27 protein-coding genes are annotated in these 26,558 nt (G+C 61.5%); 20 read left to right on the top strand and 7 right to left on the bottom strand.

Annotation, left to right across the window (positions count from 1 at the left end; translation table 11 throughout):
* The first annotated feature begins 7 nt into the window (after window positions 1-7).
* From DTW90_RS03260 to DTW90_RS03280, 5 genes are all read left to right on the top strand, one after another.
* A complete protein-coding gene (locus DTW90_RS03260) occupies window positions 8-940 on the top strand; it encodes a hemin ABC transporter substrate-binding protein (protein ID WP_149336386.1) in 933 nt (310 codons plus the stop codon).
* Window positions 941-977: 37 nt separating this feature from the next.
* Window positions 978-2,063, top strand: a complete 1,086-nt coding sequence (locus DTW90_RS03265; RefSeq protein WP_149337022.1) for an iron ABC transporter permease — start codon at window positions 978-980, stop codon at window positions 2,061-2,063.
* A 7-nt stretch (window positions 2,064-2,070) separates the two neighbouring features.
* A complete protein-coding gene (locus tag DTW90_RS03270) occupies window positions 2,071-2,862 on the top strand; it encodes a heme ABC transporter ATP-binding protein (RefSeq protein WP_149336388.1) in 792 nt (263 codons plus the stop codon).
* Window positions 2,863-3,068: 206 nt separating this feature from the next.
* Window positions 3,069-3,407 (top strand): DUF883 family protein, encoded by a 339-nt coding sequence (locus DTW90_RS03275; RefSeq protein ID WP_149336389.1) that lies wholly within the window; start codon window positions 3,069-3,071, stop codon window positions 3,405-3,407.
* 9 nt (window positions 3,408-3,416) lie between these two features.
* Window positions 3,417-3,821, top strand: coding sequence for a hypothetical protein (locus DTW90_RS03280; protein WP_132518753.1), 405 nt, complete (start codon window positions 3,417-3,419; stop codon window positions 3,819-3,821).
* A 303-nt stretch (window positions 3,822-4,124) separates the two neighbouring features.
* Here DTW90_RS03280 and DTW90_RS03285 read toward each other — a convergent pair whose 3' ends face one another.
* Complete coding sequence (locus tag DTW90_RS03285; RefSeq protein WP_132518751.1) at window positions 4,125-4,679, bottom strand: RNA polymerase sigma factor; 555 nt, start codon at window positions 4,677-4,679, stop codon at window positions 4,125-4,127.
* An 11-nt stretch (window positions 4,680-4,690) separates the two neighbouring features.
* A complete protein-coding gene (locus DTW90_RS03290; RefSeq protein ID WP_149336391.1) occupies window positions 4,691-4,897 on the bottom strand; it encodes a NepR family anti-sigma factor in 207 nt (68 codons plus the stop codon).
* A 261-nt stretch (window positions 4,898-5,158) separates the two neighbouring features.
* Between DTW90_RS03290 and DTW90_RS03295 the strand changes: the two genes are divergently transcribed.
* The 4 genes from DTW90_RS03295 (at window position 5,159) to preA (ending at window position 10,164) form a co-directional block, all read left to right on the top strand.
* Window positions 5,159-5,953: a response regulator gene (locus DTW90_RS03295; RefSeq protein ID WP_132518747.1), complete on the top strand. Its 795-nt coding sequence runs from the start codon at window positions 5,159-5,161 to the stop codon at window positions 5,951-5,953.
* A gap of 228 nt (window positions 5,954-6,181) precedes the next feature.
* On the top strand, window positions 6,182-7,135 hold the full coding sequence (locus DTW90_RS03300; protein ID WP_132519870.1) for a sensor histidine kinase: 954 nt from the start codon (window positions 6,182-6,184) through the stop codon (window positions 7,133-7,135).
* Window positions 7,136-7,473: 338 nt separating this feature from the next.
* The gene (locus DTW90_RS03305) at window positions 7,474-8,835 is read left to right on the top strand and encodes an NAD(P)-dependent oxidoreductase (RefSeq protein WP_132518745.1); all 1,362 of its coding nucleotides are present in this window, start codon (window positions 7,474-7,476) and stop codon (window positions 8,833-8,835) included.
* A 15-nt stretch (window positions 8,836-8,850) separates the two neighbouring features.
* A complete protein-coding gene (preA, locus tag DTW90_RS03310; RefSeq protein ID WP_132518743.1) occupies window positions 8,851-10,164 on the top strand; it encodes an NAD-dependent dihydropyrimidine dehydrogenase subunit PreA in 1,314 nt (437 codons plus the stop codon).
* 55 nt (window positions 10,165-10,219) lie between these two features.
* Here preA and ftrA read toward each other — a convergent pair whose 3' ends face one another.
* Window positions 10,220-11,245 carry a transcriptional regulator FtrA gene (gene ftrA / locus DTW90_RS03315; protein WP_149336393.1) on the bottom strand — a complete coding sequence of 342 codons (1,026 nt, stop codon included), beginning with the start codon at window positions 11,243-11,245 and terminating at the stop codon, window positions 10,220-10,222.
* Window positions 11,246-11,313: 68 nt separating this feature from the next.
* Between ftrA and DTW90_RS03320 the strand changes: the two genes are divergently transcribed.
* From DTW90_RS03320 to DTW90_RS03330, 3 genes are all read left to right on the top strand, one after another.
* A complete protein-coding gene (locus tag DTW90_RS03320; protein WP_149336395.1) occupies window positions 11,314-11,739 on the top strand; it encodes a rhodanese-like domain-containing protein in 426 nt (141 codons plus the stop codon).
* A 164-nt stretch (window positions 11,740-11,903) separates the two neighbouring features.
* Window positions 11,904-12,443 carry a biliverdin-producing heme oxygenase gene (locus DTW90_RS03325; protein WP_149336397.1) on the top strand — a complete coding sequence of 180 codons (540 nt, stop codon included), beginning with the start codon at window positions 11,904-11,906 and terminating at the stop codon, window positions 12,441-12,443.
* A complete protein-coding gene (locus DTW90_RS03330) occupies window positions 12,440-15,022 on the top strand; it encodes an HWE histidine kinase domain-containing protein (RefSeq protein WP_149336399.1) in 2,583 nt (860 codons plus the stop codon). The genes DTW90_RS03325 and DTW90_RS03330 overlap by 4 nt, the downstream gene beginning before the upstream one ends.
* Window positions 15,023-15,025: 3 nt before the next feature.
* On the opposite strand, the gene DTW90_RS03335 is transcribed toward DTW90_RS03330, so the two are convergent.
* Complete coding sequence (locus DTW90_RS03335) at window positions 15,026-15,673, bottom strand: TetR family transcriptional regulator C-terminal domain-containing protein (protein WP_149336401.1); 648 nt, start codon at window positions 15,671-15,673, stop codon at window positions 15,026-15,028.
* A 298-nt stretch (window positions 15,674-15,971) separates the two neighbouring features.
* On the opposite strand from DTW90_RS03335, the gene DTW90_RS03340 reads away from it, so the two are divergent.
* The 3 genes from DTW90_RS03340 to hydA all read left to right on the top strand — a co-directional run bounded on the left by DTW90_RS03340 (window position 15,972) and on the right by hydA (window position 19,320).
* The gene (locus DTW90_RS03340; protein WP_149336403.1) at window positions 15,972-17,225 is read left to right on the top strand and encodes a Zn-dependent hydrolase; all 1,254 of its coding nucleotides are present in this window, start codon (window positions 15,972-15,974) and stop codon (window positions 17,223-17,225) included.
* A gap of 203 nt (window positions 17,226-17,428) precedes the next feature.
* Window positions 17,429-17,869 (top strand): endonuclease domain-containing protein, encoded by a 441-nt coding sequence (locus tag DTW90_RS36975; protein ID WP_188079867.1) that lies wholly within the window; start codon window positions 17,429-17,431, stop codon window positions 17,867-17,869.
* The gene (gene hydA / locus DTW90_RS03350; RefSeq protein ID WP_149336405.1) at window positions 17,866-19,320 is read left to right on the top strand and encodes a dihydropyrimidinase; all 1,455 of its coding nucleotides are present in this window, start codon (window positions 17,866-17,868) and stop codon (window positions 19,318-19,320) included. Before DTW90_RS36975 ends, hydA begins: the two co-directional genes overlap by 4 nt.
* Before the next feature lie 187 nt (window positions 19,321-19,507).
* On the opposite strand, the gene DTW90_RS03355 is transcribed toward hydA, so the two are convergent.
* The gene (locus DTW90_RS03355; protein ID WP_132518726.1) at window positions 19,508-19,927 is read right to left on the bottom strand and encodes a cupin domain-containing protein; all 420 of its coding nucleotides are present in this window, start codon (window positions 19,925-19,927) and stop codon (window positions 19,508-19,510) included.
* 124 nt (window positions 19,928-20,051) lie between these two features.
* Here DTW90_RS03355 and DTW90_RS03360 point away from each other — a divergent pair, with 124 nt between their 5' ends.
* From DTW90_RS03360 to DTW90_RS03385, 5 genes are all read left to right on the top strand, one after another.
* Window positions 20,052-20,843 (top strand): ABC transporter ATP-binding protein, encoded by a 792-nt coding sequence (locus DTW90_RS03360; protein WP_132518724.1) that lies wholly within the window; start codon window positions 20,052-20,054, stop codon window positions 20,841-20,843.
* A gap of 201 nt (window positions 20,844-21,044) precedes the next feature.
* Window positions 21,045-21,380 carry a hypothetical protein gene (locus DTW90_RS03370; protein WP_132518722.1) on the top strand — a complete coding sequence of 112 codons (336 nt, stop codon included), beginning with the start codon at window positions 21,045-21,047 and terminating at the stop codon, window positions 21,378-21,380.
* A gap of 2 nt (window positions 21,381-21,382) precedes the next feature.
* Window positions 21,383-22,270, top strand: coding sequence for an ABC transporter permease (locus DTW90_RS03375; RefSeq protein WP_132519867.1), 888 nt, complete (start codon window positions 21,383-21,385; stop codon window positions 22,268-22,270).
* The gene (locus DTW90_RS03380) at window positions 22,267-23,394 is read left to right on the top strand and encodes an ABC transporter permease (RefSeq protein ID WP_149336409.1); all 1,128 of its coding nucleotides are present in this window, start codon (window positions 22,267-22,269) and stop codon (window positions 23,392-23,394) included. Before DTW90_RS03375 ends, DTW90_RS03380 begins: the two co-directional genes overlap by 4 nt.
* 62 nt (window positions 23,395-23,456) lie before the next feature.
* Window positions 23,457-24,425, top strand: coding sequence for an ABC transporter substrate-binding protein (locus DTW90_RS03385; protein ID WP_149336411.1), 969 nt, complete (start codon window positions 23,457-23,459; stop codon window positions 24,423-24,425).
* 257 nt (window positions 24,426-24,682) lie between these two features.
* Here DTW90_RS03385 and DTW90_RS03390 read toward each other — a convergent pair whose 3' ends face one another.
* Together DTW90_RS03390 and DTW90_RS03395 are read right to left on the bottom strand one after the other, a co-directional pair.
* Window positions 24,683-25,714: an aldo/keto reductase gene (locus tag DTW90_RS03390; RefSeq protein WP_149336413.1), complete on the bottom strand. Its 1,032-nt coding sequence runs from the start codon at window positions 25,712-25,714 to the stop codon at window positions 24,683-24,685.
* Between the two features lie 62 nt (window positions 25,715-25,776).
* On the bottom strand, window positions 25,777-26,535 hold the full coding sequence (locus DTW90_RS03395) for an SDR family NAD(P)-dependent oxidoreductase (protein WP_149336415.1): 759 nt from the start codon (window positions 26,533-26,535) through the stop codon (window positions 25,777-25,779).
* Window positions 26,536-26,558 lie beyond the last annotated feature (23 nt).

Here is a 26,558-nt window from a genome sequence, read left to right on the forward strand (position 1 = left end):
TGGGATCATGAACATTCTGATGAATGCCCGGCGCATCAGACCCTGGGAAGTCGCGTTGACGCTCGTCGTCATGTCGCTACCCTTTGTGCCCGTCGGTCCGGTCAAGGGCAGCTACGGCTTCGTCCGGCCAGCCCATGCCACGGAATCGGCCAAGGTCGACACCTCCCGCCTGGTCTCGATCGGCGGCGACGTGACGGAGATTGTCTACGCGCTCGGCGAAGAGAAACGCCTGATCGCCCGCGACTCCACCAGCACCTATCCGGAGGAAGCAAAAAAGCTTCCCGATGTCGGCTACATGCGCCAGCTATCGCCGGAAGGCATCCTTGCGGTCAACCCGACCGCGATCATCGCCGTCGATGGATCAGGACCGCCGGAGGCGCTTGCTGTTCTGCGCAATGCCAGCGTCCCCTTCGAGACCGTGCCGCAGAGCTATGACCGCGCCGGCATCGTCAAGAAGATCGAGACTGTCGGTGCAGTCCTCGGCGTGCCCGACAAGGCCAAGGCGCTGGAAGACAAGGTGTCCGCCGATCTCGATGCTGCGATCTCCGACGCTGCCAAGCGTCCGGAGGCCGAGCGCAAGCGCGTGCTCTTCGTCCTCAGCGCCCAGGGCGGCAAGATCCTCGCCTCGGGCACCGGCACCGCCGCCGACGGCATCATAAAGCTCGCCGGCGCCGTCAACGCGGTCGGCACCTTCCCCGGCTACGAGCCGCTGACCGACGAGGCGATCATCGAGGCGAAACCTGACGTGATCCTGGTCATGAGCAATGGCGGAGAGCACCCGATCACCAACGACGAGCTGCTGAAGCAGCCGGCTCTGTCGCTGACGCCGGCTGCCGAAAAGAAGGCCGTCATCCGCATGGACGGCCTTCATCTGCTCGGCTTCGGCCCGCGCACCGCAAGCACGGTGCGCGAACTGAACACCGCGATCTACGGGGGCTGACATGGCCTTCGGCGAAGCGGCGCCGCGGCAGACGGACATGGCAAGGCGGCAAGACACCATCCTGTCACGCTATCGCGCCGGCGATCGCTCGCGGCTGGCTCTGCTGATGATCGCTGCGTTGATTGTCGTGGCGATCTTCTCTCTGCTGTTTTCCGTAACGACAGGCGCATCGGACGCCTCCTTCGTCGACGTCGTCAGAAGCGTGGCCATGGGCAATGCCGATGGTGTGCTCAGCACCCGCAACCGGATCATAATCTTCGACATCCGCATGCCTCGCGCCACGCTGGGCTTCCTGATCGGCGCCTCGCTGGCAGTCTCGGGCGCGATCATGCAGGGGCTGTTCCGCAACCCGCTTGCCGATCCCGGTCTCGTCGGCGTTTCCTCGGGCGCAAGCTTCGGCGCGGTCGTGATGATCGTACTCGGCAACGGAATTGCCGCGCCGCTTTACAATGGGCTCGGCATCTACGCCCTGCCGCTAGCCGCCTTCACGGGCGGATTGGTGACGACACTGCTGCTCTATCGGATCGCCACCCGCAACGGCCAAACCTCTGTTGCGACGATGCTTCTTGCCGGCATCGCGCTCGGCGCCATGACCATGGCGTTGACCGGCGTGCTGATCTACATGGCCGACGACCGGCAATTGCGCGACCTCACCTTCTGGGGCATGGGCTCGCTCTCCGGAGCCACCTGGATCAAGATCGCGGCCGCCGGCCCGATCATCCTGCTGTCGCTGGTCGCCATGCCCTTCATAGCCCGCGGCCTCAACGCGATCACGCTTGGAGAAGCGGCAGCCTTCCACGTGGGCATACCCGTCCAGCGGCTGAAGACGATCGCGATCGTTGCCGTCGCCGGCGCGACAGGCGCATCCGTCGCCGTCAGCGGCGGCATCGGCTTCGTGGGCATCGTCGTGCCGCATCTGCTGCGCATGGTCATCGGCCCCGATCATCGTTATCTCCTGCCGGCTTCGGCACTCCTCGGAGGCTCGCTCCTGATCTTTGCCGACGTTCTGGCACGTACCCTCGTCGTGCCGGCAGAATTGCCGATCGGCATCATCACCGCATCCGTCGGTGGACCGTTCTTCCTCTGGATCCTGCTGCGCCAGCGCTCGCGCCTCAGCCTGTGACATCAACATGATCGAAGCCAAAAACCTTTCCGTCCAGCTGTCTGGCAAGACAGTCGTCGGCGATCTATCCTTCGTTGCGCGAGCCGGTGAACTGACCGCGATCTGCGGCCCCAACGGTTCGGGCAAGACCACCACGATGAAGGCAATCTCGGGAGAGCTTGCCTATAAGGGTTCGGCCCGGCTGAATGGCGAGGAGATCCATAGTCTGGCGCCCTGGCAGCTCGCGATGATGCGCGGAGTGCTGCCGCAGGCAAGCACCATCTCCTTTCCTTTCACCGTTCGCGAAATCATCGCCATGGGCCTGACATCAGGGCGCAACAGCCATCCGGAACAGACGGCGCGGATCGTCGCCGACGCCCTGGCGGCCGTCGATCTCGCCGGTTTCGAAGGGCGCTTCTATCAGGAACTTTCCGGTGGCGAGCAGCAGCGCGTCCAGCTTGCTCGCGTTCTCTGCCAGATCCCCGAGCCCGCCGTCGACGGAAAGCCATGCTGGCTGTTCCTCGACGAGCCGGTCTCCAGCCTCGACATCAGCCACCAGCTGACGATTATGACCCTGGCGCGCAACTTCTGCCGGCGCGGCGGCGGCGTCATATCAGTCATGCACGACCTGAACCTGACTGCCCTCTTCGCCGACCGAATGGTCCTGTTGAAGAACGGCATGCTCGCCGCTGGCGGGTCGGTCGCAGAGGTCATGACCGACGAGATGCTGGAGCAGGTCTTCGGCTGCCCGCTCAGGGTCAATCGCGTACCGAAGGATGCCACTCCCTTCGTCCTCGCCCACAGCGCATTCGATGAATGACAGCTGCACCCTTGCGCAGTCTCCAAGACGTCTCTCGCAGCGAGCGACCACTGGAACCTTTCATCGTTCGACGCGTTGATTTGCCAACGACATGGATCAATGCCGGATGAGCAGGCGTGTGCCAGCAGCAAGGCGGATCCAGCACAGAGTGGCGACTACAGACTAGAACGACGCGAGCGACGCGTCAGAACAATGGAGACCCGATTATGGTGACGTCCTTCCTCCATCCCCTTCGCAGCAAGCACAATGGCGGCCTGCACGATCTCGAGGCCACGATCGAGGATCAACTCGAAACGCTCCGCGACGAGATCGCTGCGCTGACCAAGCTCATCAGCAAGAGCAACACGAGCAAGAAGATCCGCTATCAGGCGCAGGCGGGATACGACGATCTCCTGAGCCGCAGCGAAGACATTCTGCATGACCTCCAGGATAGCTACAGCCGCGGCGCCCGCGAAATGCGCGAAACCGTTCGCCGCCATCCGGCAGCAACCATCGGCGCGGCGGCAGCCGTCGGCCTGTTGATCGCCTTTCTTGCCCGCCGCTGAGGAGGCTTGATGCTGTTTCCGATCGTCAGCCTCCTGCTGTCAGGGTCCGTCAGCCGCACCGTTGCGCGCACCAAGCGCAACGGTATTTTTGTAGCCATTGCCGTCCTGCTGCTGCTGACGGCCTATGTCTTTGCGCTCGTCGCGACCGCGATCTGGCTCGCGACCATATACGGCGCAATCGGCGCGGCACTGTTCATGGCAGCCGGCGCCCTGCTCCTGGGCATCATCGTTCTCGTGGTCATGGCCGTCATGAATGCGCAGGAAGAGCGCCGCGCCCGCGAACGAAAGAGAGAACTGGAATCGATGGCGGCAGCCGCATTGGGCGTCGTGCGTAGCCAGCCGCTGTTGACGGTCGCCATCGCCGCGGCCTTTGTGCTGAGCAACCTTTTGGGATCGAAGCGCGAAGAGGATTGATTGGGGCCGCCCGCCTAACTTAGGCCCCAGTCTCTCGCCGAGAGGGAACCCCTCATCGCCTCGCTACGCTCGGCACTTCTCCCCAAGGGGAGAAGTGGAGCGAGCCGCCCCATCGCGTTGTAGGCCTTTTTTGTCCGAGTGGAATATACGCTGCGACGGTGCGGCGCCCCTGTCTTCTCCCCTTGGGGAGAAGGTGCCCGAAGGACGGATGAGGGGTTTTTCACCAACGCAGGCGCGCCAACAAAAAACAAAACCTCCGCGCATCCCTGCCCGGAGGCTTTCTTTTGTAGCAAGCAGTCTTCCTCAGAAAGCAAACGCCCTCGACGTCAGCGGGGACGATGTTGCATCCGGTCCGAAATCCGCTTCGCCTGATATCTGCAACAGTTCCTGCAGACGCTGGCGGGCGCGGTTGACGCGGCTCTTGATCGTGCCGACCGCACAGCCGCAAATTTCGGCAGCCTCTTCGTATGAGAAGCCGGAGGCGCCGACCAGGATGATCGCTTCGCGCTGGTCCGGCGGCAGCTGATCGAGCGCCTTTCGGAAATCCTGCAGATCGAGCGCACCGTATTGAGACGGATGCGTCGCCATAGATTCGGTAAAGAGCCCGTCGCTGTCCTGGATTTCACGACCGCTCTTGCGCATCTGGCTGTAAAGCTCGTTGCGCAGGATCGTGAAGAGCCAGGCTTTCATGTTCGTGCCCATCTCGAAATGGTCCTGCTTGGCCCAGGCCTTCATGATGGTGTCTTGAACGAGATCATCGGCACGGTCATGTCGGCCAATGAGCGAAATGGCGAACGCACGCAGGCTCGGGAGAGCTGCCAGGAGTTCACGTTTGAAACTCGGTTCCGCTTTTTCCATCCGGGATATCCCTATTCGGCCACTTTGGCTGAAGCCATGCTTTCCGCACGGTCCAGCTTCTCCAGTAAATCCAGGAAACGGTCAGGGATTGCCTCGTCCTGGGCAGCTGCATAAAGGGAGCGCAGCTTGACGCCGATCTGATTGGTGGGATCCAGAATGTCGACAACCCGGAGATCGGGCTGTTTGGCATCTGCTTTTTCCTGCTTCTGTGCTGTCATCTAAAAAATTCGCTTTCGGATCGTTTACATCTGCGGGTCGTCTTCAGCCTGGGGATCACCGTTCTCACGTCGTGGATAAGGTAGGGAGAAGCCTCATCCACGCTGTCGCCATCAGGAACGGATCACACGCGAACAAACCCACCGTTTGTCGCCACCATAATGCCCGGCAATAAAAAAAGTTCCTGCATTTCGGAACTTTTTTGACCCCCTGGCATTTAGCTCTCATTAAAGCCGATAGCGTCTTAAGGACGGGAGTTATTTATGACACTTTCCACTCGAATTGCGCCGCACCTTCCTTATCTGCGTCGCTATTCCCGCGCACTCACCGGAACACAGACTTCAGGCGACGCCTATGTCGCGGCGGTGCTGGAAGCGATTATCGCAGACATCTCCATCTTCCCCGATACATCCAATGACCGGGTCGCACTTTATAAACTTTTCACCAAGCTCTTTGGTTCCACCGCAGTGCAGATACCGGAGCCTACTTCCCCCTATGCGTGGGAGCAGCGCGCAACCGTCAATCTTGCCAAGGTTTCTCCGGTCGCGCGGCAGGCATTCCTATTGGCCTCCGTCGAGAATTTCCGCCTTGCGGAAATAGCCGATATTCTCGAGGTCGAAGAACCGGAAGTCGTTCGCCTGCTCGACAAGGCATCGCAGGAAATCTCTCGCCAGGTGGCAACCGATATCATGATCATCGAGGACGAGCCCCTGATCGCCATGGATATCGAGCAGATGGTCGAAAGCCTCGGCCACCGTGTCACCGGCATCGCCCGTACCCACTCCGAAGCAGTGGCGCTCTACAATGCGACCAAGCCGAGCATGGTTCTGGCCGACATTCAGCTCGCCGACGGCAGCTCCGGTATCGATGCCGTCAACGACATCCTGAAGACCTCTAGCGTCCCGGTGATCTTCATTACCGCTTTCCCGGAGCGCTTGCTGACCGGCGAACGGCCGGAACCGACTTTCCTGGTCACCAAGCCGTTCAACCCCGATATGGTCAAGGCATTGATCAGCCAAGCTCTGTTCTTCAACGAAACGACGCGCGTCGCAGCCTGAGTTACCCTTGTATTTCAGAATGGAACAAAGAAAAGCAGCAAGCGTTTCGGCTCAGCCGAAGCGCTTCGCTAGCTTTCGTGACGAATTGTTATATGAGTAACACCATGGATTTCCACGGGGCACGCGATTCCGGCGTTGTTCAGGGAAAACCGAGGGAAAGGCGACTTTGTGAATACCACTGAACCATTGTCGAGCGCCGCCTTCGGTTTGGAGGGCAAGGCCGCCATAATGGAGCGGGCGCTCGGTAGCGCCGGCATTTCGATCATGTTCCAGGATTCCAGCCTGGCAATTGTCTACGCTGAAAATCTCCCCGAACATCTCAAGCCTTCCCTCATTCTCGGCAAGGGTGACCTGCAGCTATTCGGGGCCAGGGACGGACAGCGTCTTGCAGACCTCAAGCGCAAGGTGCTGGAGAACGGTGCGCCGTCCAGGACCGAAATAGACTTTCTGACGACCGATGGTTCCAGAATCTTCGAAATCAAAATCGAACGAACCGGACGATCCGGCGACTATGGCCTGCTTTCGGTTATGTCGGAGATCACCGAGAGCCGTCATCGCGAAAAGGTCCTGAAATCGCTGCTCAGGGAGTTGTCTCACCGGTCGAAGAACCTGCTTGCCATCATTCAGGGCATCGCCACCCAGACTGCGCGGCATACATTGTCGCTGGACAATTTTCTCATAAAATTCCGAGGCCGCCTGCAGTCCCTTTCCAACTCCCAGGATCTCATCACCGATTCAAGCTGGCGCGGCGCCTATCTCTTCGAACTGGCGGAAAAGCAGTTCGCCCCCTATTGGCCCGATGTCGCGGTGCCCATGCCGATCTACGGCATCAACGCGCATCTGACGCCCAACGCCGCCGTCCATCTGGGGCTGGCATTACACGAGTTGATCGTCAATTCCGCCTCGCATGGCGCGATATCGGCCGGCACGACCAAGATCCTGCTGAATTGCAATGAGTCAAATCTGGACGGCAAGAAAGCCATCGAGGTGATCTGGTCGGAGCAGATATCGACGCCCTCGGCCGTACAGGAATTCGAAGACAACAGCTTCAGCAGAACTGTCCTCGAGCGTGTCGTGCCCACATCGATGAACGGCCGCGTGAAGTTCGAGCTGCGCCCCGATCGTATTGACTACAGCATCCTCATTCCGGAAACCGAATACGAGATCCTCAGGCGCCCCTAGAAGCTGCGCTGGCCGCGATCCCTTTCTTGATGATTTCACAACGAAAAACAGCCAGTGCGAGGGCGGCGCACCGGCTGCTTTTTCTACTCATCGGGAGGGGACCGTGAGTACATTAATCCGGATGATTGGGGGCGCGCATTGGGTCGATGCGATCGTCATCCGGACACCCGAATAACTACCCGCCATAAAGTTGGTTCCCACTCAAATAAAAAAATCTCGATTTTTTTCGAAACCTTTTTCTGCGCTCTATTTAGCTCAAAATTTTACCGTTTGATAAATTTTTTGGACTGGGTTACGCTCCCCTTTACTGGCCGTTATCCAATAATGAGGGAACTTCAATGGGACGACTGGAAACTGGGATTCAGAAAGGCCGGCTCACGCCCGCCGAGTACGAGGCTAATTTTTCCGATCTTCATCCGCGCCTCGACAAGCACGAGGCGCTGGTCGCTTCCGACCGCTGCTATTTCTGCTATGACGCGCCGTGCATGACGGCCTGTCCCACCTCGATCGATATCCCGATGTTCATCCGGCAGATATCGACGGGCAATCCGATCGGCTCGGCAAAGACGATCTTCGACCAGAACATCCTCGGCGGCATGTGCGCCCGCGTCTGTCCAACCGAACAGCTCTGTGAAGAGGCCTGTGTGCGCAACACGGCCGAAGAGCGCCCGGTCGAGATCGGCCGCCTGCAGCGCTATGCAACCGATATAGCCATGGCCGAGAACAAGCAGTTCTACAGCCGAGCCGCGGCGACCGGAAAGACCATCGCCGTCGTCGGCGCGGGACCCGCCGGCCTTGCCTGCGCCCACCGCCTAGCTGTCAAGGGCCATTCCGTCGTCATCTTCGACGCGCGCGAAAAGGCCGGCGGCCTCAACGAATACGGCATCGCCACCTATAAAACGGTCGATGATTTCGCCCAGAAGGAAGTTGATTACGTGCTCTCGATCGGCGGCATCGAGGTCAGGAACGGCCAGATGCTCGGCCGTGACTTCTCGCTCGCCGATCTTTCGAGCCAGTATGACGCCGTCTTCCTTGGTCTCGGGCTCTCAGGCGTCAACGCGCTGCGTGCAGCCGGCGAAGACCTCGACGGCGTTGCCGATGCGGTCGCCTATATCGCCGATCTGCGCCAGGCCGACGACAAGGCCGACATGGCGATCGGCCGCCGCGTCGTCGTCATCGGCGGCGGCATGACGGCGATCGACGCCGCCGTGCAGGCAAAACTCCTCGGCGCCGAAGAGGTGACGATCTGCTATCGCCGCGGCAAGGAGCACATGAACGCCTCGGAATTCGAGCAGGACCTGGCAGCCTCCAAGGGCGTCATCATCCGCCATTGGCTGGCGCCGAAGCAGATCATCGCCAAGGACGGCAAGGTCGCCGGCATCGAGGTCGAATATACCGCACTCGTCGACGGCAAGCTGACCGGCACGGGCGATACAGGCGTCATCGCCGCCGACCAGATCTTCAAGGCGATCGGCCAGACCTTTGAGGCCTCCGGTCTTGGCGCTCTCAAGATGGAAGCCGGCCGCATCGTCATCGATACCGATGGTCGCACCTCGCTATCAGGCGTATGGGCCGGTGGCGACTGCGTACTCGGCGGAGAAGACCTGACCGTTGCGGCCGTCGCGCAAGGACGGGATGCCGCCGAATCCATCAACCGCGTGCTTGCTGCCGGTGCGCAGCCGGCCGTGGCCGTCGCTTGAAGGGGAGGATGAACAATGGCTGATCTCCGCAATAATTTCGTCGGCATCAAATCCCCGAACCCGTTCTGGCTCGCCTCCGCGCCGCCGACCGACAAGGCCTATAACGTCGAGCGTGCCTTCAGGGCGGGCTGGGGCGGCGTGGTCTGGAAAACGCTCGGCGAGGAAGGCCCGCCCGTCGTCAACGTCAACGGCCCGCGCTACGGCGCGATCTGGGGGGCCGACCGCCGTCTTCTCGGTCTCAACAATATCGAGCTCATCACCGACCGCGACCTCTTTACCAACCTGCGCGAAATGAAGCAGGTGAAAATGAACTGGCCCGATCGGGCACTGATCGCCTCGATCATGGTCCCTTGTGAGGAAAATGCCTGGAAGGCGATCCTGCCGCTGGTCGAAGAGACCGGAGCCGACGGCATCGAACTCAATTTCGGCTGTCCGCACGGCATGTCCGAGCGCGGCATGGGCTCCGCGGTCGGCCAGGTGCCGGAATATATCGAGATGGTCGTGCGCTGGTGCAAGCAATATACGCGCATGCCCGTCATCACCAAGCTGACGCCTAACATCACCGACATCCGCAAACCTGCCCGCGCCGCCAAGGCCGGTGGCACCGATGCCGTTTCGCTGATCAACACCATCAACTCGATCGTATCGGTCGATCTCGACAACTTCGCCCCCAACCCGACGGTCGGCGGCAAGGGCAGCCACGGCGGCTATTGCGGCCCGGCGGTGAAGCCGATCGCGCTCAACATGGTGGCCGAGATCGCCCGTGACCCCGATACGCGCGGCCTGCCGATCTCGGGCATCGGCGGCATCACCACCTGGCGCGATGCAGCCGAATTCATGGTGCTCGGCGCCGGCAACGTGCAGGTCTGCACGGCGGCCATGACCTACGGCTTCAAGATCGTGGAAGAGATGATCACGGGCCTGTCCGACTGGATGGACGAAAAGGGCCACCGCACTCTCGATGATATTACCGGTCGTGCCGTGCCGAATGTCTCCGACTGGCAATATTTGAACCTCAACTACATCGCCAAGGCCAAGATCGACCAGGACGCCTGCATCAAGTGCGGCCGCTGCTACATCGCCTGCGAGGATACCTCGCATCAGGCGATCACCAACTTCGTGGACGGTGTCCGCCACTTCGAGGTGAAGGACGAGGAATGCGTCGGCTGCAATCTTTGCGTCAGCGTCTGTCCCGTCGAGAACTGCATCACCATGGAAGCCCTGCCCGCAGGCGCCCTCGACAAACGCACCGGCAAGGTGGTCGATCCCAACTATGCCAACTGGACGACCCACCCGAACAACCCGATGGCAAGGCAGGCGGCGGAGTAATCCGGCTGCAACGATATAACGCCGGTCGCCCCTTGGGATGACCGGCGGTTAGAAGCTAGCTGCGCGCCGCACTCTCCATGCATCCCCCGAAGGAACGCCGATAGGCGCTTGGACTTGTTCCGAGGCGCCGGCGAAAATGATGGCGCATGGTGGCAAGTGTGCCGAAACCACTCGCGGCGGCGATGTCGTCGAGCGAGACGGCAAGCTCTCTTTCCAGAAGGTCGCGGGCACGGCGCAGCCGCTCCTTCATCAGCCATTCGCCGACGCTATCGCCGGTCGCCGCCTCGAAGCGGCGTTGGAAGGTACGCACGCTCATGCCGGCCCGGTCCGCTAGGATGCGGATCGGCTGGTCTTCCGACAGGCGCTCGCGCATCGATTCGATAAGCGGTCCGAGGCGGATGCCTTCGCGCTCCTCCGGCACAGGCGCGGCAATGAACTGCGCCTGCCCGCCCTCGCGATGCGGCGGCACGACGAGCCGACGCGCTACGCTGTTGGCGACATCCGCGCCGAAATCGCGACGCACCACGTGCAGGCAGAGATCGATGCCGGCCGCACTGCCTGCCGCCGTCATGATGCTGCCCTCGTCCATATAGAGCACGTCGGCATCGAGCGTGATCTCGGGATAGCGTGCCGCGATGGAAGCGACATATCGCCAATGCGTCGTGGCGCGGCGTCCGCCGAGCAGGCCGGAAGCGGCAAGTACCGCGACGCCGGAGCAGAGCGACATCACGCGCGCGCCACGCGCATGCGCGGCCCGCAGCGCGGCAACCAAAGGCTCCGGCACCGGCGCATCGATCGCCCTCCAACCGGGCACGACGATCAGGTCCGCCTCTTCAAGCAGTTCAATCCCGCAATCAACGCCGACTGTCAGCCCGCCACTTGCGCGTAGCGGCCCCGGCTCGACGCCGGCAACGGAGAAGCGATACCACCCCTCCCCCATTTCCGGACGCGACAGCCCGAAGACCTCATAGGCGATCCCGAATTCGAAGGTGCAGAGCCCGTCATAGGCGAGAACAACCACGTGTGGCCCTTGCGTCTTATGCATAGATGAATTTGGCATGATCTTTACGCTATCTGTCATTACGGCCAATTTCGCCAAGCTCTAACATCGGCGAGGATCGGCGGCAACGAAATCAAGAAAGGAAAATCATGACAAACTCCGTTTCAAAAAGCCCCGTCTCCGAAACCCCTGCCGCCGATCCGCAAACTGTTGCCGATCATTTCGCCCGCAAGCTGGCATTCGAAACCGATTGCTCCGATGTCAATGCCGCCTTCGCAGCCGATAAGGTAGATTTCGTGCTGCTCGACGTGCGTTCGCCGGCGCTCTTCGCGCTTCAGCATGTGCCTGGCGCCATCAACCTGCCGCATGGCAAGATGACCGCGCATCGTATGTCGCAATGGCCTGCCGATACGCTCTTCGTCGTCTATTGCGCCGGCCCGCACTGCAACGGCGCCGACAAGGCAGCACTCCGCCTCTCTCGCCTCGGCCTCTCTGTCAAGCTCATGATCGGCGGCCTGACCGGCTGGGCCGACGAAGGTTACACCTTTGCGAGCGGCGTGGAGACTGCTGCATAGGAGGAGAACTGTCGCGGTCGAGTCCGAAGGTTCGGCCCGTGTGCGGCTCGCCGCCCGCGCACGGGCAGTATTTTTGCAAATGCTCTGGAAATCGTCCGCCACCGCGACATATGGCTAACCCTTGAATAGATTGGGAAATCATATCAGTTCGGACATAGCCATAAATGCCCCTCCGTATGACGCTTCGCACAGACACAAGTGATGATCACAAAGCCGTAGACCACATTTTCGGGCACTTCGATCTTGCCGATCGGAACCGATACGCCTCCTTCCTCTGCGCCCATGCGCGGGTTCTGCCACCCATCGAGATCGCGCTGGAACAAGCTGGCGTCGAAGACATTATTCCCGACTGGCGCGATCGACGCAGGCGGGGAAAATTGATGGATGATCTGACGGCTCTCGGCACGAGCGCTCCTGAGCACCTCCCCGCCCCGACATTCTCGACCGAGGACGAAATCTGGGGGGCTGCATACGTGCTGGAGGGATCGAAGCTTGGAGGCGCAATGTTGGCAAGGCAGGTGCCGGTGGAATTTCCGTCTAGCTACCTCGGCTTTCAGGGACCGAAGGGCGCAATGAAGACATTCATGGAAAAGCTCGACGAGTTCAGCCCTCTCGAAGAGGATCGAGCCATCGCCGCCGCGAGATCCGTCTTCACTCTCTTCAAGAGAGCTGCCGAACTCGAACTGGAGCTTATCCCCTCGTGACTGTCGAATTGACGCATGTCGACCTGACGAATTGCGACCGCGAACCCATCCACCGTCTCGGGGCGATCCAGCCCTTCGGCTTCCTTCTGGTCCTGTCGTCGGACTGGCTGGTCTCGCGAGCATCGGTCAATGTCGAAACCTTCCTCGGCGTTCCCCATTCGGAGATCCTGGGCCGGCCTGTCGGCGAAATCCTGTCGAAGGTGGCGGTGCACGCGTTACGCAACCGCCTGGCCATCATTCACGGGCCAGATGTCGTGGAAAGGCTGTTTGGCGTGGTCCTGCAGGAGGGACGCGGTGCGTTCGACGTCGCCGTCCACGTGGTCGAGGGACAGGTCATCATCGAGGCGGAACCCTCGCAGGAGGAACACCACGGCTCCGCCATATCGATCCGCAGCATGATGGGTCGGCTCGACCAGGCGGAAACGTTGCAAGCCTTTTTCCGTGAAGGAGCAAGACAGGCGCGCGCACTGACGGGTTTCGACCGGGTCATGGTCTATCGCTTCGACGAGACCGGCTCCGGCGAGGTCGTGGCCGAAGTCGCCCGCCCCGGCATCGGCTCCTTCCTCGGCCTGCACTATCCGGCGTCAGACATCCCGGTCCAGGCCCGCGCGCTCTATCTCCGCAACCTCTTCCGCATCATTTCCGACATCGATGCCAAGCCGGTACAGGTCCTGCCCGAGGTCGATGAGCACGGCCGTACACTCGATCTTTCCATGTCGGTGCTGCGCTCGGTCTCGCCGATCCATATTGAGTATCTGAAGAACATGGGGGTCGGGGCCTCGCTTTCGATCTCCATCGTCGTCGATGGTAAGCTTTGGGGCCTGTTCGCCTGCCATCACTACAGCCCTCGCCTGCCCTCCGCCGAGCGGCGCTCGACATCGGAGCTTTTTGGCCAGATGTTCGCCTCGCGCCTGGAGAGCCGAGAGCGACGCATGGCTCTGGAATACGAAACCAAAGCCCGGCAGATCGCCGACAAGCTGCTGACATCTGTCGCAGACAATGCAAGCCTGCTCGATGATCCCGCCTGGCTGATCGACGCACTTGCCAACGCGATCCCCGCCGATGGCATCGGGGTCTGGATTAACGGCCGTTCGGCCCTCAGCGGGCTTGCCCCATCGCAGACCGATTTCGCAAAGATGGTGGGATTGCTCAACCGCACCGCCGCCGGCAAGGTCTTTGCAACGGACAATATCGGCAAGACCTATCCCGAACTGAAAAGCGAGGACATCGCCGGCCTGCTCGCGATCCCGATTTCCCGCTCGCCGCGCGATTACGTCATTCTATTCCGCCAGGAAATCGTGCGCTCGGTCCGTTGGGCCGGCGACCCCCACAAGCCTGTCGAATACGGACCGAACGGCCCTCGCCTGACACCGCGCAAGAGCTTTGAGGCCTGGTCGGAACTCGTGCGCGGCCGTTCGGCGCCTTTCACGTCAGCCGAACAGCGCGTCGCCGACACGATCCGCGTGACGCTGATCGAGGTCGTGCTTCGGCTGGCGGATGAGGCAAGCGTGGCGCGCCAGCAGGCCAGCGAACGCCAGGAACTGCTGATTGCCGAGCTGAACCATCGCGTCCGCAATATTCTAAGCCTCATCAACGGCTTGGTGCGCCAATCCAAGACGTCGGAAACGTCGATAGGCGACTATGTCAGCCAGCTTGAAGGCCGCGTGCAATCGCTCGCCCGCGCCCATGACCAGATTACGCGCGACAACTGGGCGCCGGCGTCCTTCCCGCAATTGCTGCAGGCGGAGGCCGCCGCTTATCTCGGCAGGAATGCCGACCGTCTTCACATGTCAGGTCCAGACGTCCTTCTGGCCCCACGGGCCTTTTCGACGGCAGCCCTGGTCTTCCACGAACTGGTGACCAACAGCGCAAAATACGGAAGCCTGTCTGCAAGAGGCACCGTCTCCGTCACCTGGGAAAAGGGCAAGGACGGGGAGAAGGGCAAGGATGGCGATCTCCTGATCTCATGGCGCGAAAGCGACGGACCAAAGGTGCAGGAGCCGAAGAGACAGGGGTTCGGCACCACCATCATTCGCCGCTCGATCCCCTATGACCTCGAGGGCAAGGCGGAGATGCGCTTTTCGTCAACGGGGTTGGAAGCCGATTTCCGCATACCGGCCGCATACGCGACCTTTGCGTCCGGCACCACGGCACTCGCATCCCTGAATGAAAACGCCATGGACCCCAACCGCGAGAACATTCCGGAGCGGCCGCTCGAGGGATTGTCCGTGCTGCTGGTCGAGGACAATCTCATCATTGCCTTGGACAGCGAGGACATACTGCATCGTCTCGGAGCGTCGGAAGTGATCACCGCCGCCACCGTTCTTCATGCCCTGGAAATCCTCGGCGAAAAGACCTTCGACCTGGCGCTTCTCGACGTCAATCTCGGCGACGACACCAGTTTCCCGATTGCCGAAAAGCTGCAGGCGCAAGGCATTCCCTTCGCCTTCGCAACCGGTTACGGCGAAGGGGTCGCTCAGGCAAAAAGCCATGCCGATGCACCGATCCTGCAGAAGCCATACACGATTGAACGCGCCGCCGAACTCCTGCTGCGGGCAATGGCAACAAACGGAAAATGAGCTTTAAGTCGGCGGCGGCACCGACAGTCCGCCCATGAAGAGCTGTTCGAGGAAGCGGGCAGCATCCTCGAAGCGCCCTTCGCCGGAATGCTGGTCGCCCAGCACGGCGCGGACCTGGACGTCGAAATCGGCATAATGCTGCGTCGTCGACCAGATGGAAAAGATCAGGTGATAGGGATCGCATTTGGCGATCTTGCCGGCCTTCGCCCAGGCGCGGATCACCTCGGCCTTCTCGTCGACAAGGCTCTTCAGCGGTCCCTTCAACTCATCCACCACATGCGGCGCGCCCTGCAGCATCTCGTTTGCAAACAGCCGGCTTTCGCGCGGAAAATCGCGCGCCATTTCCAGCTTGCGGCGGATATAGCTTCGGATCTCGCTCTCCGGATCGCCCTCGGCATTGAAGGCGCGCAACGGCTCCAGCCAGGTGAACAGCACCCGGTCGATCAGCGCGCGATGCATGGCTTCCTTGGTGCGGAAATAGTAGAGAAGATTGGGCTTCGACATGCCGGCAACCTCGGCAATCTGGTCGATGGTCGATCCGCGAAATCCATGTACGGAAAACACGTCGAGCGCCGCTTCGAGAATCTGCTCTTCCTTCTCTTCCTGGATGCGGGTGCGGCGCTGCGTCTTCGCGGCTCTCGGAATAGCCATGTCGATTCTAATTCCCTTGAAAATCCAACCCTTTCAGTCAGGTTTGCGCCAAGTATTCATTGACGGAATTTTGGGCAGCTGCCTGTAATTTTGTCGGTGCTTTTCGTCTTTTTCGTCTTGAGCGTTGCCACGGAAGTTGTAATGTTTACCAATCGGTCAAATTATCTGTCAGTTGTCAAGTAAAGGCAATCGCGGAAATTCCGGGGCTACAAAAACAACAGCGCTCCGGTCGAGACCACGGGAACAAAATGGGCATGCGACTTGCATTGCCCCGCGAAAAACAGGTGAGGACTTTCAGATGGTGGCAGCGCCAGGCGAGAACATGCGTATCAATGGCGACCGCCTTTGGGATGCGTTGATGGACATGGCGAAGATCGGCCCCGGCATTGCCGGCGGCAACAATCGCCAGACGCTGACCGACGAGGATGGCGAAGGACGCCATCTCTTCAAGTCCTGGTGCGAAAAGGCCGGCATGACCATGGGCGTCGACAAGATGGGCACCATGTTCGCGACCCGTCCCGGCACCGACCCAGATGCTCTTCCGGTCTATGTCGGCAGTCACCTCGACACCCAGCCGACCGGCGGCAAGTATGACGGCGTGCTTGGCGTGCTTTCGGCGCTCGAAGTCGTGCGCACGATGAACGATCTCGGCATCAAGACGAAGCACCCCATCGTCGTCACCAACTGGGCCAACGAGGAAGGCGCCCGCTTTGCCCCCGCCATGCTGGCGTCAGGCGTCTTTGCCGGTGTGCATTCGCTGGACTACGCCTATGGTCGCAAGGACCCCGAGGGCAAAACCTACGGCGACGAGCTGAAGCGCATCGGCTGGCTCGGCGAGGAAGAGGTCGGTGCGCGCAAGATGCACGCCTATTTCGAATACCACATTGAGCAGGGCCCGATCCTGGAAGCCGAAAACAAGCAGATCGGCGTCGTCACCCACTGTCAGGGCCTGTGGTGGCTGGAATTCACGCTGACCGGCCGTGAAGCCCATACGGGCTCGACGCCGATGGCGATGCGCGTTAATGCCGGCCTTGCCATGTCGCGCATCCTGGAAATGGTGCAATCGGTCGCGATGGCAAACCAGCCGGGTGCGGTGGGCGGCGTCGGCCAGGTCTTCTTCTCACCGAACTCCCGCAACGTGTTGCCGGGCAAGGTAGTCTTCACGGTCGACATCCGCACGCCTGACAAGGCCAAGCTCGACCGCATGCGGGCGGAAATCGAGGCCAAGGCGCCCGAGATCTGCGACGCGCTCGGCGTCGGCTGTTCGGTTGAGGCGATCGGCCATTTCGAGCCCGTCACCTTCGACCCAGTTCTGGTCGAGCGCGTTCGCGAAGCAGCCGAAAAGCTGGGCTACAGCCACATGAACCTTATCTCCGGCGCCGGCCACGACGCCTGCTGGGCCGCGAAGGTAGCGCCGGCGACCATGGTCATGTGCCCCTGCGTCGGCGGCCTCAGCCACAACGAAGCCGAGGATATCTCCAAGGAATGGGCCGCCGCCGGCGCGGACGTGCTGTTCCATGCGGTGGTGGAGACGGCGGAGATAGTGGCGTGAGTCGCGACGCCTACGCCACTGAGAACCCCTCATCCGCCCTTCGGGCACCTTCTCCCCAAGGGGAGAAGACAGGCCTACGGCACACGCTCAGCGACATATCTTCAGTTCGGCGCAGACAGGCTGAAAACGCAAGGGCGAGGCTCGCGCCCCCTTCTCCCCTTGGGGAGAAGTGCCGAGCAGAGCGAGGCGATGAGGGGTTCCCAATGGCAAGCGATAAAACCGACGCCTGGGTCCGAAAATCCGGCGCAACCAGCCGCGCTCGCAATCTTCGCCAAACCGAGACGGATGCGGAATACCGCCTTTGGATCGAAGTCAGAAACCGCCGGCTGAACGGCTACAAATTCGCCCGCCAGATTCCGCTAGGTCCCTATTTCGTCGATTTCATCTGCCGCGAAAAGAACCTCATCGTGGAACTCGACGGTTCTCAGCACGCCGAGAGCGAACACGACGTTACGCGAACAAACTGGCTGAATGCGCAAGGATATTCGGTCCTGCGCTTCTGGAACGATGAAATTCTTCGCGAGCGCCGCGCGGTTCTCGAAACGATACTTTCCTTATTGGAGGGCAGGCTTTCTGCTCCATGCGCGACAGCGCGTTTTTCGCCCGCACACGCGGCTTCTAGGCATGAGGAGATCAAGGCATGACCACAGTCATCAAGAACGGCACCATCGTCACCGCCGACCTGACCTACAAGGCGGACATCAAGATCGACGGCGGGAAGATCGTCGAGATCGGGCCGAACCTGTCGGGCACGGAAACGCTCGATGCGACGGGCTGCTACATCATGCCGGGCGGTATCGATCCGCACACCCATCTCGAAATGCCCTTCATGGGCACCTATTCCTCCGACGATTTCGAGAGCGGCACCCGCGCAGCGCTTTCCGGCGGCACGACGATGGTCGTCGATTTCGCCCTGCCGTCGCCCGGCCAGTCGCTGCTCGAAGCGCTGACCATGTGGGACAATAAATCTACCCGCGCCAACTGCGACTATTCCTTCCACATGGCGATCACCTGGTGGGGCGAGCAGGTCTTCAACGAGATGAAGACGATCGTCGAGGACAAGGGCATCAACACCTTCAAGCACTTCATGGCCTACAAGGGCGCCTTGATGGTGAACGACGACGAGATGTTTGCCTCCTTCCAGCGCTGTGCCGAACTCGGCGCCCTGCCGCTGGTTCACGCCGAAAACGGCGACGTCGTCGCCTCGCTATCGGCAAAACTGCTCTCGGAAGGCAACAACGGCCCGGAAGCGCATGCCTATTCCCGTCCTGCCGAGGTCGAGGGCGAGGCCACCAACCGCGCCATCATGATCGCCGACATGGCCGGCTGCCCCGTCTATATCGTCCACACCTCCTGCGAACAGGCGCATGAAGCGATCCGCCGCGCCCGCCAGAAGGGCATCCGTGCCTACGGCGAACCGCTGATCCAGCACCTGACGCTCGACGAGACCGAATATTTCGACAAGGACTGGGACCATGCCGCCCGCCGCGTCATGTCGCCGCCTTTCCGCAACAAGCAGCATCAGGACAGTCTCTGGGCAGGTCTCGCCGCTGGTTCGCTACAGGTGGTTGCGACCGATCACTGCGCCTTCACGACCGCGCAGAAGCGCTTCGGCGTCGGCGATTTCACCAAGATACCGAACGGCACCGGCGGCCTCGAGGACCGCATGCCGATGCTCTGGACCTATGGCGTCAACACCGGCCGCCTGACGATGAATGAATTCGTCGCCGTCAGCTCGACCAATATCGCCAAGATCCTCAACATCTATCCAAGGAAGGGCGCGATCCTCGTTGGATCAGACGCCGATCTCGTCGTCTGGGACCCGAAGCGTTCGAAGACGATTACATCAGCCAAGCAGCAATCGGCGATTGATTATAACGTCTTCGAAGGCAAGACGGTGACCGGCCTGCCGCGCTACACGTTGACCCGCGGCGTCGTCGCGATCGAGGAGGATACGATCAAGACCCAGGAAGGCCACGGCGAATTCGTCAAGCGCGAGCCTGTCACGACGGTCAGCAAGGCGCTCTCGACCTGGAAGGAAATCACCGCGCCGCGCAAGGTCGAGCGGTCGGGCATACCGGCGAGCGGGGTTTGATCGGGTAAAGATGGCAGGCTTTTGTGGCATTACCCCCCTCTGTCACTCCGTGACATCTCCCCCACAAGGGGGGAGATTGGTTGCTCGCGGCATCGCTCCATCCGATCTCCCCCCTTGTGGGGGTCCGAAGGACGGCGCGAGACGAGTGGCTCGCCCCCGGGGCCGGCAGGGCAGAGGGGGGTGGCCCTCACGCCGGCACGATCGCCAGCGCATCGAGCTCCGGCAGCAAGACAACGCTCTCCTGTTCGTTCGGATCGGTGCGGGCGATGATTGCCGTGCAGGGCGTGCTGCTCAAATTCGCCGGCAGGTGCGGAACACCGGCCGGAATATAGAAGAGTTCGCCGGCATGGACGACGACGTGGTTTTCCAGGTTGTCGCCGTACCAGGTATGCGCCTCTCCGGAGAGCATGTAGATCGCCGTCTCGTGCGCCTCGTGCAAATGCGCCCGCGCGCGAACACCCGGCGGGATCGTCAGGAGGTGCATGCAGATGCCCTTGGCGCCGACCGTCTCGGCGGCGATGCCCTGGAAATAGCTGAGCCCCTGCTTGCCGTCATAGGCATGGTTCGGCCGAACGACATGGCAGGTGGGCTTTGACGATACGCTCATTGCACTCCTCCTCTGAAACCGGCGCGACGGTGGTTCTTCTCCGTTTGCCGCAAGACTGCTCCTCAATAACAATAGCACGCAATACGCCCCGGCCGACCTGCGAAAACCTGACTGGTCCGTATTCATGACATCATCCGATAATTCCGTCGTTTCCGCACGGAACCTCTGTCTCACCTATCAAACCAATGACGGGCCGGTGCATGCGCTGAGCGATGTCGATCTCGAAGTCCGCAAGGGGGATTTCGTCTCCTTCATCGGCCCTTCCGGCTGCGGCAAGACGACCTTCCTGCGCGTCATCGCCGATCTCGAGAGAAAGACGTCGGGCGATATAGACATCAACGGCATGACACCGGAAGAAGCGCGCGAGAAGCGCGCCTACGGCTATGTCTTCCAGGCGCCGGCGCTTTATCCCTGGCGCACCATCGAAAAGAACATCGCCCTGCCGCTTGAGATCATGGGCTATCCGCGCGAGGAGCAGAAAAAGCGCATCGCCCAGACGCTTGATCTCGTCAACCTCTCCGGCTTCGAGAAGAAATTCCCCTGGCAGCTTTCCGGCGGCATGCAGCAACGCGCCTCGATCGCTCGCGCACTCGCCTTCGATGCCGATCTGCTCTTGATGGACGAGCCCTTCGGCGCACTCGACGAAATCGTTCGCGACCACCTGAACGAGGCGTTGCTGAAGCTCTGGGCGCGCACCAACAAGACCATCTGCTTCGTCACCCATTCCATCCCCGAAGCCGTTTACCTCTCCACCAAGATCGTCGTCATGTCGCCCCGCCCCGGCCGTGTCACCGACGTCATCGAATCCACCCTTCCGGCCGAACGCCCCCTCGACATTCGCGAGACCCCCGAATTCCTGGAAATCGCCCGCCGCGTCCGCGACGGGCTGAGAGCGGGGCATAGTTATGAGGAATAGGTCTGCGACGGTGGCCATCCCCCTCGTCCTTCGGACCTTCGTGACATCTCCCCCAAAAGGGGGGAGATCACTCTCAATCCATAGCGCTCGTCATCCGCTCCTTTTCAATCGTGGAACAACGCCTTGCATCCTGCCGATCTCCCCCCTTGGGGGGGAGATGCCCGGCAGGGCAGAGGGGGGTGTTTTCGAAGGACCCTGCCAATGAACCCCACCTTCTTCCTCTGGCTCGCAGGCGCCATGGCGATCTTCATATCAGGCGCGACGGCCTCGCGCGCCTATATCGCCACCAGCAACGTCCTCATCCTCGTCCTCTCCCTGACGCTCTATTGCATCGGCAACCTCATGATGGTGAAGCTGATGCGCGAGGCGGGCCTCGGCCTTGCGATCTCGGCCTCGGCCATCGTCCAGTTGATCGTCGTCAACATCATCGCTTTCGTCGTCTTCGGCGAGCGCCTCAGCACGCCGCAGCTTGCCGGCGTCGGTCTCGGCATCCTTGCCATGGCGCTGATGATGTTTCCGCTGCAGGGAAAGGCGTGAGTATGGAGAAGGAACGCTTCTTCAGGCACAAGGTCCTGCCCGTCGCTGTCATCACGCTGGCGATCATCATCATCTGGTATATCGCCGCCATCATCATGAACACGCCCTTCCAGCAAGATCTCGACAGTCGCACCGACGCCACCCCGACGACGCTGGAATTCATCGCCGGCACCATGTCGCAGCCGAAGCCGCTGCTGCCGGCGCCACATCAGGTGGCGCAGAACGTCTTCGAGAACACCTTCCTGCGGCCTCTCACCAGCAACCGCAGCCTCGTCTACAATGCCTGGGTCACGCTGTCCTCCACGGCGGTGGGCTTCGTCCTCGGTACCGTGCTCGGCATCCTGATCGCCGTCGGCATCGTCCATGTCACCACACTCGACCGCAGCCTGATGCCCTGGATCATCGCCTCGCAGACGATCCCGATCCTCGCCATCGCGCCGATGGTCATCGTGGTTCTCGCCGCCGTCAACATCACCGGCCTGCTGCCGAAAGCGCTGATCTCGACCTACCTCTCGTTCTTCCCCGTCGCCGTCGGCATGGTGAAAGGACTGCGCTCGCCGGAAATGATGCATCTCGACCTGATGCGGACCTATAATGCCAGCGCCATGCAAACCTTCTGGAAGCTGCGCGTACCGGCCTCGGTTCCCTTCCTCTTCACCTCGATGAAGGTCGCGGTCGCTGCGAGCCTCGTCGGCGCGATCGTCGGCGAGCTGCCGACCGGCGCTGTCGCCGGCATTGGCGCCAAGCTGCTTGCAGGCTCCTATTACAGCCAGACCATCGATATCTGGGCCGCGTTGATCGCCGGCTCCATCCTGGCCGCGATCCTGGTGGCGATCGTCAGCATCGTCGCGAAGATCGTCGACAAGGCGATGGGAGGGCGGCCGGCATGAAGATCGTCCATCCCGCCTGGCAAAGTGTCCTCGCGATCCTCTTTTGCATCGCCGCCTTCTTCTTCCTGCCGCTGCTCGTCGAGAGCGCAAAGGATCCGATCTCGCCCGGCGTCACCGCGCTCGTTCTCTTCCTGCTGCTGGTCTCGGCGGTGCTGTCACAGATCAACATGCCGGCGGCAATTGCGGCCGCGATCCTCTTCATCGGCGCCCATGAAAGCGCCTGGCTACTCGTGACGGGCGTTGCCGGCGACGAGGGCACGGCGCGCCCTTCTTACTTCCTGCTGATCGCGGCCGCCTGGCTGCTCGCCTGGCGCTGCGTCACTATCCTCTCCGACATCAGAGCGCGCTCGACCTTCAGCCGGTCGCTGCTGCGTCTCTTGATACCAACGATTTTCGGCGTCTGGATTCTGGTCATCTGGGAAAGCGTGACGCGCGGTGCCGGCATCCCCTTCATCCTGCTGCCGCCGCCGAGCGCGATTGCCGCCCGGATCGCCAATTCCCTACCGATCCTCGGCGCCGACGTACAGCAGACCATCTTCAAGGCCGTGCTCGCCGGCTACGTCATCGGCTGCGGCTCAGGCTTCATCGTCGCCATCCTCGCCGACCGCGTCGCCTTCCTGCGCCGCGGGCTGCTGCCGATAGGCAATCTTGTCTCCGCCCTGCCGATGATCGGCGTCGCGCCGATCATGGTCATGTGGTTCGGCTTCGACTGGCAGTCGAAGGCTGCCGTCGTCGTCATCATCACCTTCTTCCCGATGCTGGTGAACACGGTGGCCGGGCTTGCCGCCTCGGGCAACATGGAACGCGACCTGATGCGCACCTATGCATCGAGCTACTGGCAGACGCTGGTAAAGCTGCGGCTACCGGCCGCGGCACCCTTTATATTCAATGCCTTGAAGATAAACTCGACCTTGGCGCTGATCGGTGCCATCGTGGCGGAATTCTTCGGGACTCCGATCGTCGGCATGGGTTTCCGTATCTCCACGGAAATCGGCCGTATGAACGTGGACATGGTCTGGGCGGAAATCGCGGTCGCCGCGGTCGCCGGTTCTGTTTTCTATGGCGTCATCGCTTTCTTGGAAAGACTGACGACATTCTGGCATCCGTCTATCCGTGGTGGCTAGGCGTCGCTCAAGTCCTCACTAAGGGGACAGGGCATAACTTCAGAGGGAAAAGGATAAAAAACATGAAAAGACTGATAGTTACATTGATGGCAAGCACCATGGCGCTTGCTGCCGCGCAGGCAGCGTCGGCTGCCGACAAGGTGACGCTGCAGCTGAAATGGGTCGCGCAGGCCCAGTTCGGCGGCTATTTCGTCGCCAAGGACAAGGGTTTCTACAAGGATGAGGGCCTCGACGTCGACATCAAGCCGGGCGGCCCTGACGTAGCGCCCGAACAGATCATCGCCGGCGGCGGCGCTGACGTCATCGTCGACTGGATGGGTGGCGCTCTGGTTGCCCGCGAAAAGGGCGTGCCGCTGATCAACATCGCCCAGCCCTTCGACAAATCCGGCCTGGAACTGGTCTGCCGCAAGAACGGCCCGGTCAAGACGGAAGCCGATTTCAAGGGCCACACGCTCGGCGTCTGGTTCTACGGCAACGAATATCCGTTCTTCGCCTGGATGAACAAGCTGAAGATCCCGACCGAAGGCGGCAAGGACGGCGTCACCGTCCTGAAGCAGAGTTTTGACGTTCAGCCGCTGATCCAGAAGCAGGCCGACTGCATCTCCGTCATGACCTATAACGAATATGGCCAGGTGCTCGATGCCGGCTTCAAGCCGTCCGACCTCACCGTCTTCAACTACACCAAGCTCGGCGTCGACTTGCTTGAAGACGGCCTCTACACCAACGAGACCAAGCTCAAGGACCCGGCTTTCAAGGAAAAGATGGTCAAGTTCGTCCGCGCCTCGATGAAGGGCTGGAAATACGCCGTTGAGCATCCTGACGAAGCTGCCGAGATCGTCACCGACAATGGCGGCCAGGACGAAGCGCACCAGAAGTTCATGGCTGGCGAAGTTGCCAAGCTGATCGGTAATGGCAAGCTCGACAAGGCGCTCTACGAGCGCACCGAGAAGGCCCTGCTGGACCAGAAGATCATCACCAAGAAGCCCGAAGGCGCCTATACGCATGAAATCACCGACGCTGCCCTGAAGTAGGCGACTGCGTCGAGACATGGAGAAACGGATGCGCGGAGGGAGACCTCCGCGCATTTTTTGTTTGCTGGGCTTGAGTGGCGGTAACCCCCCTCCCCAACCCCTGCCCACAAGGGGAGGGGCTAACCTGCCGGGCGGCCGAGATTCCAATTGGGGCAAGCCGCCGCCACGAGTCTTCTCCTCCCTTGTGGGGGAGATGGCCGGCAGGCCAGAAGGGGTCTTTTTTAAGCGACCACTCTCCCCGCGCGGCGAAGGAAACCTCACGCCGCCGCCCGATCCCCCAGCGGCCGACGCCGCAGCTCCGCCTTCATAACCGCCGGCGGCCTGTAGTTCGCCTCGAGCCCGCCGATATCCGTCCCCGGCGGCACGATCGCGTCGATGCGATCGAGAATATCGTCCGTCAGCCGCGCCTGCGATCCCTCGAGCAGATCGTCCAGATGCGCCATGGTGCGTGGTCCGAGAATGGCAGAGGTGACGCCGCGGTGGGCCATGACGAAAGCCATCGACATGTGGGTCAGCGATAGCCGGGCCTCCTCGGCGAGCGGGATCAGCTTTTCGACGGCATCGAGCCGACGCTCGTCGAACATCTGCTTTGGAAAGCGCTTGGCACGGGCGCTCTCGGCCTGCTCCTGGCCCTTGCGGTACTTGCCGGTCAGAGCGCCCATGGCAAGCGGGCTCCAAACCATCGCGCCCATGCCGTAACGCTCGCAGGCCGGCAGCACCTCGCGCTCGATGCCACGGTCGAGGATCGAATAGGGCGGCTGCTCGACACGGAATCGGGCTAGCGCCCGCTTCTCGGCAACCCAGTGCGCCTCGATGATCTCGGAGACAGGGAAGGTGGAGGAACCGATGGCGCGCACCTTGCCTGCCCGCATCAGGTCGCTCAGCACGGAGAGCGTCTCCTCGATGTCGGTGTCCGGCGCCGGGCGGTGGATCAGGTAGAGATCGACATGGTCGGTTTGCAGCCGGCGCAACGAATCCTCCAGCGCCTGCGTGATCCAGCGGCGCGAATTGCCTTGCTGATTGGGGTCCTCGCCCATCGGCAGATGCGCCTTGGTAGACAGCACGACATTGTCTCGCCTTCCCTTCAGCGCCTTGCCGACGATCTCTTCGGATTCGCCGCGGCTGTAGAAATCGGCCGTGTCGATAAAGTTGATGCCGGCATCCAGCGCCCTATGGATGATCCGGATGCCTTCCTCGTGATCCGGATTGCCGGCGGCGCCGAACATCATTGCGCCGAGGCAATAGGGGCTGACCTTGATGCCGGTTTTTCCGAGCGTGCGATATTGCATGGTCTATTCCTTTCGTGTGGTGATTGGCATGGACAGGCGCGACCGGATCATTACGGGCCGGCTCACCAGGGGATCGTCCCGAGCGTTGCATGGGTGAAGGTTCCGGTCGGGCTTTCCGCGTCGAGCAATGCGACGCGCACCGCCTCGCGAGCCCCCTCCTCGACGCTGTCGGTGCCGGCAAATCCGTTAAGATTGGTCTTAGTGAAGCCGGGCGAGACGGCGTTGACCGCGATCCCCTCCGGCTCCAGCTCGATCGCCATGGCGAGCGTCAGCGCATTCAACGCCGTCTTGGAGGCCGGATAGACGGGTCCGAAGATCGAGCGGTAGGGGGCATCGGGCGCCGCATTCATCGTCAGCGAGCCGGCGCCGCTGGAGACGTTGACGATCCGGGCCGCAGGCGCCTTGCGCAGGAGCGGCAGCATCGCCTGATAAACGGCGAGGACGCCGAAGACATTCGTCTCCCAGACCGCACGCATTTCGTCGAGCGAAACATTGCTGGCCCGCGTCGTCTTTGCATAGTCCTCGACCGATTGGCCGGGCTTTCGGTTGGTATTCGAGATCGCCGCATTCTGAATGAGAATGTCGAGTTGGCCGAATTCGCTGCGGATACGCTCGGCTGCATCAGCGATCGAGGCGCGATCGGTGACGTCGAGCTGAAGTGCACGGGCATCTGGCCCGATCTCCTCGGCTGCCGCCTCACCGCGCGCGAGATTGCGAGACCCGACCAATACAGTCAGCCCGTGCGACACGAGATCCTTGGCGATCTGAAGACCAATTCCTTGGTTGGCCCCGGTTACCAGGGCGATGCGCTTGTCCTGCATGCTGATCTCCTTTTCCCTGCTCA

It is taken from the genome of Neorhizobium sp. P12A, from assembly GCF_008365395.1.
Classification (GTDB): domain Bacteria; phylum Pseudomonadota; class Alphaproteobacteria; order Rhizobiales; family Rhizobiaceae; genus Rhizobium.

What these genes read in the sequence shown, in the direction of transcription:
- DTW90_RS03295 (WP_132518747.1), top strand. Translation starts at nt 5,159, where the DNA reads ATGACACTTTCCACTCGAATTGCGCCGCACCTTCCTTATCTGCGTCGC.
- DTW90_RS03260 (WP_149336386.1), top strand. Translation starts at nt 8, where the DNA reads ATGAACATTCTGATGAATGCCCGGCGCATCAGACCCTGGGAAGTCGCG.
- preA (WP_132518743.1), top strand. Translation starts at nt 8,851, where the DNA reads ATGGCTGATCTCCGCAATAATTTCGTCGGCATCAAATCCCCGAACCCG.
- DTW90_RS03270 (WP_149336388.1), top strand. Translation starts at nt 2,071, where the DNA reads ATGATCGAAGCCAAAAACCTTTCCGTCCAGCTGTCTGGCAAGACAGTC.
- DTW90_RS03280 (WP_132518753.1), top strand. Translation starts at nt 3,417, where the DNA reads ATGCTGTTTCCGATCGTCAGCCTCCTGCTGTCAGGGTCCGTCAGCCGC.
- DTW90_RS03340 (WP_149336403.1), top strand. Translation starts at nt 15,972, where the DNA reads ATGGTGGCAGCGCCAGGCGAGAACATGCGTATCAATGGCGACCGCCTT.
- DTW90_RS03320 (WP_149336395.1), top strand. Translation starts at nt 11,314, where the DNA reads ATGACAAACTCCGTTTCAAAAAGCCCCGTCTCCGAAACCCCTGCCGCC.
- ftrA (WP_149336393.1), bottom strand. Translation starts at nt 11,245, where the DNA reads ATGACAGATAGCGTAAAGATCATGCCAAATTCATCTATGCATAAGACG.
- DTW90_RS03395 (WP_149336415.1), bottom strand. Translation starts at nt 26,535, where the DNA reads ATGCAGGACAAGCGCATCGCCCTGGTAACCGGGGCCAACCAAGGAATT.
- DTW90_RS03370 (WP_132518722.1), top strand. Translation starts at nt 21,045, where the DNA reads ATGAACCCCACCTTCTTCCTCTGGCTCGCAGGCGCCATGGCGATCTTC.
- DTW90_RS03360 (WP_132518724.1), top strand. Translation starts at nt 20,052, where the DNA reads ATGACATCATCCGATAATTCCGTCGTTTCCGCACGGAACCTCTGTCTC.
- DTW90_RS03335 (WP_149336401.1), bottom strand. Translation starts at nt 15,673, where the DNA reads ATGGCTATTCCGAGAGCCGCGAAGACGCAGCGCCGCACCCGCATCCAG.
- DTW90_RS03385 (WP_149336411.1), top strand. Translation starts at nt 23,457, where the DNA reads ATGAAAAGACTGATAGTTACATTGATGGCAAGCACCATGGCGCTTGCT.
- DTW90_RS03355 (WP_132518726.1), bottom strand. Translation starts at nt 19,927, where the DNA reads ATGAGCGTATCGTCAAAGCCCACCTGCCATGTCGTTCGGCCGAACCAT.
- DTW90_RS03290 (WP_149336391.1), bottom strand. Translation starts at nt 4,897, where the DNA reads ATGACAGCACAGAAGCAGGAAAAAGCAGATGCCAAACAGCCCGATCTC.
- DTW90_RS03300 (WP_132519870.1), top strand. Translation starts at nt 6,182, where the DNA reads ATGGAGCGGGCGCTCGGTAGCGCCGGCATTTCGATCATGTTCCAGGAT.
- DTW90_RS03325 (WP_149336397.1), top strand. Translation starts at nt 11,904, where the DNA reads ATGCCCCTCCGTATGACGCTTCGCACAGACACAAGTGATGATCACAAA.
- DTW90_RS03285 (WP_132518751.1), bottom strand. Translation starts at nt 4,679, where the DNA reads ATGGAAAAAGCGGAACCGAGTTTCAAACGTGAACTCCTGGCAGCTCTC.
- DTW90_RS03375 (WP_132519867.1), top strand. Translation starts at nt 21,383, where the DNA reads ATGGAGAAGGAACGCTTCTTCAGGCACAAGGTCCTGCCCGTCGCTGTC.
- DTW90_RS03265 (WP_149337022.1), top strand. Translation starts at nt 978, where the DNA reads ATGGCAAGGCGGCAAGACACCATCCTGTCACGCTATCGCGCCGGCGAT.
- DTW90_RS03380 (WP_149336409.1), top strand. Translation starts at nt 22,267, where the DNA reads ATGAAGATCGTCCATCCCGCCTGGCAAAGTGTCCTCGCGATCCTCTTT.
- DTW90_RS36975 (WP_188079867.1), top strand. Translation starts at nt 17,429, where the DNA reads ATGGCAAGCGATAAAACCGACGCCTGGGTCCGAAAATCCGGCGCAACC.
- DTW90_RS03275 (WP_149336389.1), top strand. Translation starts at nt 3,069, where the DNA reads ATGGTGACGTCCTTCCTCCATCCCCTTCGCAGCAAGCACAATGGCGGC.
- DTW90_RS03305 (WP_132518745.1), top strand. Translation starts at nt 7,474, where the DNA reads ATGGGACGACTGGAAACTGGGATTCAGAAAGGCCGGCTCACGCCCGCC.
- hydA (WP_149336405.1), top strand. Translation starts at nt 17,866, where the DNA reads ATGACCACAGTCATCAAGAACGGCACCATCGTCACCGCCGACCTGACC.
- DTW90_RS03390 (WP_149336413.1), bottom strand. Translation starts at nt 25,714, where the DNA reads ATGCAATATCGCACGCTCGGAAAAACCGGCATCAAGGTCAGCCCCTAT.